Source organism: Verrucosispora sp. SN26_14.1 (assembly GCF_004307965.1).
In the GTDB taxonomy this organism is placed as follows: domain Bacteria; phylum Actinomycetota; class Actinomycetes; order Mycobacteriales; family Micromonosporaceae; genus Micromonospora.
In genome coordinates, this window is record NZ_SISL01000510.1 from 1 (window position 1) to 4,005 (window position 4,005).

At 71.2% G+C, this 4,005-nt stretch carries 3 protein-coding genes; 1 reads left to right on the forward strand and 2 read right to left on the reverse strand.

Annotated elements, in window-relative coordinates:
* Window positions 1-41: 41 nt before the first annotated feature.
* Together EYA84_RS28065 and EYA84_RS28070 are read right to left on the reverse strand one after the other, a co-directional pair.
* The gene (locus EYA84_RS28065) at window positions 42-1,475 is read right to left on the reverse strand and encodes an RICIN domain-containing protein (RefSeq protein WP_131056899.1); all 1,434 of its coding nucleotides are present in this window, start codon (window positions 1,473-1,475) and stop codon (window positions 42-44) included.
* A gap of 418 nt (window positions 1,476-1,893) precedes the next feature.
* Window positions 1,894-3,102 (reverse strand): DUF349 domain-containing protein, encoded by a 1,209-nt coding sequence (locus EYA84_RS28070; RefSeq protein ID WP_131056901.1) that lies wholly within the window; start codon window positions 3,100-3,102, stop codon window positions 1,894-1,896.
* A gap of 272 nt (window positions 3,103-3,374) precedes the next feature.
* Here EYA84_RS28070 and EYA84_RS28075 point away from each other — a divergent pair.
* Window positions 3,375-4,005, forward strand: a 631-nt coding sequence (locus tag EYA84_RS28075) for a hypothetical protein (protein ID WP_131056903.1), incomplete at its 3' end; no start/stop codon positions are given.

The window sequence follows — 4,005 nt, forward strand, 5'->3', positions numbered from 1 at the left end:
GGTCGGGGCCCGGCGTGCCGCGCCCCGACCGACCCGCGCGGTCAGACCGAGATCCGTCCGGCGCCCGCGCCGCCCGTCACGATCGACTTGACGTTGCTCGGCGTGTCCAGGGTGTACGCGTACGGGATACCGGCCACGCTGCCGCCGCTCTGCCCGCCGCCCGAGTTGACGAAGTGGTTGTTGCGCGCCACCAGTGAACCGGGGCCGGAGTCGCCTTCACCACGGTGGAACGGGTCGGGGGTGTTCTCGAAGTAGTTGCCCTCGACCAGCACACCGGCGTTCATCGTGGACGCCACGCCGTAGCCGCGTACGTTGCTGTAGAAGTTGTTGTAGACGTGCACCGGGTTGCCGAAGCGGACCCGGGGGTTGCGCTGGTTGCTGCCGTCGAACCAGTTGTGGTGGTACGACACCCGCAGCTTGCCGACGTCCTGGCCGGCGTTGTCGTCGCTGTGTCCGAGCAGCATCGTCTTGTCGTGGCTGAACACCCGGTTCCACGACACGGTGATGAAGTCGGAGCCGCGCTTGATGTCGACGGCGCCGTCGTACCCGGCGCTGAAGGTGTTGTGGTCGACCCAGATGTTCGTGGCCGACTGCTCGATGTTGATCGCGTCGTCGCCCCAGTTCCGGAACGTCAGGTTCCGGATGATGACGTTGCGGTCACCGTTGATGGTGAAGCCACAACCGGCGATCGTCGCGCCCGCGTTGCCGAGGATGGTCTTGTTGGACCGGACCCGCAGCATCCCCGAGCAGTTGATGGTGCCGGAGACCCGGATCACCGCCGCGCTGCTGGAGCCGAGCGCGCTGGTCAGCGCCGAGGCGGTGGTGACCGTGGTGGTGCCGGCGCTGCCGCCGCCGCTGGTGCCGCCGTTCTGGGTGGCCCAGCCGACCAGTCCGGTCTGCGGGCCGGGGTTCGGCGGGGGAGTGGTGCCACCACCGAGCCGGACCAGTTGCCACCGCTGGTTGGCGCCGTCGATGTCGGCGTACTGCGAGACGATCCCACCGTCGGCGGTGGACCACTGCCACACTTCGAGGGCCTTGTTGCTGTGCCGGCTGACGAACCGGACGTCGCCGTTGGCGGAGTCGACGAGGCGGAAGTGCTGCTTGGTGTCGCTGCTGGCGGTGACCTGGGTGACCTGCGCGCCGTCGTTGGAGTTGGGGATGCTGACGACCTTGCCGGAGTGCCGGTTCCGGAGCTGGTAGTAGCCGCTGCCCACGTCGACGAACTGGAACTGCTGGTTGTTGCCGTCGGCGCGGGTGAACTGCCGGATCTCGCCGCCGTCGGCGGTGGACCAGTTCCACAGGTCCATCGCCTTGCCGCTGTTGCGGTTCACGAACACGTAGTACGCACTGGTGTCGACGGTCGCCGCCGTGGCGGGGGCGGCCGTCACCGCGACGAGCGCCGTGGGCAGCGCGACCGCCGTGGCGGCCAGCGCCGCGAGTCGCCGGGTCAGGCGACGCGTGACGAATGCAAGCACGGAGATTTCTCCTCATCCTCGGGTACGCGGAACGGGCCGGACGACGCGTGGTGTTCGCGGACCGACTGTCGCTGCCCGGACGCGTCCGCGATGCGGCCCGCCACGTTCGGGTGCCGGTGGTGCGTCCCGTGGCGCTGGCCTCGATGCGTCATCCGGTCGGCAGGGGTTACGCCCCGGCGCCGGTGACTGCCCTGCCCAGTGGCAGCGGTGCCGTGGCGGTCGCGGAGTGCGGCCTGCCGTCGGACGAAGTGGGTCGGAGTGGCTCGGCGTGTCTGGCCCCGGAGGGCAAACGCTTTCCCCAGATAACCATAGAATCAACTCGATGTAAATGTCGTACGTTCACATCGCCCTGACCAGGAGTTCCGGCAACGGAAAAGCCCCGGCTCCCACACGGGGACCGGGGCTTCGCCAGGTGCGTTCAGCCGGCCTGTTCGGCCAACTGGAGGAACTGCCGCTTGGAGGCGAGCGCCTGCTCGGCCTCCTTGATCCGTCGGGCGTCGCCGGCTGCCTGGGCGCGGGCCAGCCGCTCCTCGGCCTCGGCCACCTGGGACCGCATCTGGGCCAGCAGCGGGTTGTCCTCGCGGGTGGTCCGGCGCCAGGCCGAGTCCATCACCTCGCGGACCTTCTCGTCGATGGTCCGCAGTCGGCGCTCCAGCCCGGCCGCCGCCTCCCGGGGGACCCGGCCGGCCTCGTGCCACTGTGCCTGGATGTCCCGCAGCCGGGCCTGCGCGCCCTTCGGGTCGCCCTCGACGTCGAGTGCCTCGGCCTCGGCGAGCAGCGCCTGCTTGCGCTCCAGGTTGGCGCGCTGTTCGTTGTCACGCGCCGAGAAGACCTCACTGCGCCGGGTGAAGAAGGCGTCCTGCGCGGCCCGGAACCTCTCCCACAGCCGCTGCTCGGCCTCCTTGGAGGCGCGCGGTGCGGCCTTCCACTGGTTCATCAGCTCCTTGAGCTGGTTGGCCGTGGACGCCCAGTCGGTGGAGTCGGAGATCTTCTCGGCCTCGGCGACCAGCTCCTCCTTGACCGTCTGCGCCTGCTTGCGCTGCGAGTCCAGGGAGGCGAAGTGGGCGCCCCGGCGGCGGGTGAAGCCGTCGCGGGCGGCGGCGAACCGCTTCCACAGCTCGCCGTCGGTCTTCTTGTCGACCCCCCGGATGGTCTTCCACTCGTCGAGGATCTCCTTGAGCCGGTCGCCGGCGGTCTTCCAACCGGTCGACTCGGCGGCCAGCTTCTCGGCCTCCTCGACGAGCGTGGTCTTGCGCGCCAGTGCCTCGGTGCGGGCGGCCTCCTTGGCGGCCCGCGCCTCACCGGCCTTCTCCTCGGCCACCGTGGCGAGCTTGTCGAGCCGGGCGGCGAGGGCGTCGATGTCGCCGACCACGTGCGCCTCGGCCAGCGACGCGCGGATGCGCCGGATCGTGCTCAGCGAATGGTTGGCGTCCGCTGCCCCGGAGTTGAGCCGCGCCTCGGTCAGATCCACCTCGGTCACCAGGTCGGCGAAGCGGCGCGCGAAGTGCGCCAACCCCTCCTCCGGTGCCCCTGCCTGCCAGGATCCGACCACCCGCTCGCCCTCGGCGGTCTTGACATAGACGGTGCCGTCCGCGTCCACCCGTCCGAAGGCAGTCCAGTCGCTCATGTGCCCATCCTCGATCTCCCGGTGCCCAGGGAGTCGCCTCCCGGGCCCGCCACGGCGCAGTCAAAGTTCTCCGGGCATTGTCACAGGTCCGCCCCGGTCCGCGTCGAGCGCCTATCGCCGACCGTGACCATACGGTGTCCTAGCCCTCTGTCATCACCGTCCGAACCGGCGTGCCGCTTTTCGCCGAACGGCGTACGGCCGAGGGACCCGCCGGCAGGCCGGGGCGGCCGGTGCGCGACGGTCCCGGACCGGCCGCCCGATACGGTTGCCGGGTGCCACTGGTCGCCGCCGCCGTCTGCCCCCATCCGCCGCTGTTGGTTCCCGAGGTGGCCGGTGCCGCCGCGCCCGAACTGGACGATCTCCGCGTCGCGTGTGACGCCGCCGTCGCCCGATTGCTCGACTCGGGTGCCCGCGACGTGCTGGTGATCGGTGCCGCCGACCGCACCGCCGATCTCGACCCCCCGTTCCGGGGCAGCTTCGCACCCTGGGGCCTGCCATGGGAGGTACGCCTCGGCGACGGTGACCGGGCCGGCACCGACCGCCTGTCGCTCGGCCTGCTCGTCGGCGCCTGGCTACTGAACCGGCAGCCGGTGGCGGCGTCGGGCGGTACGGGCTGGCGGATGTCGACCGTCGCCGCCGACGCGCCGGCCGGGACCTGTGCCGACCTCGGTGCCCGTCTCGTGTCGGACCGACCGTGGGCGCTGCTGGTGATGGGGGACGGGTCGGCCTGCCGGGGTGAGAAGTCCCCTGGTTACGCCGATCCGCGCGCCGAGGCGTACGACGAGACGGTCGGAAGAGCCCTCGCCGCCGTGGACGCCGAGGCGCTGCTCGGCCTGGACCCCGTCCGGTCCACGCAGCTCAGGGTCGCCGGACGGGCGCCCTGGCAGGTGCTCGCCGGCGCGG

What these genes read in the sequence shown, in the direction of transcription:
- EYA84_RS28070 (WP_131056901.1), bottom strand. Translation starts at nt 3,102, where the DNA reads ATGAGCGACTGGACTGCCTTCGGACGGGTGGACGCGGACGGCACCGTC.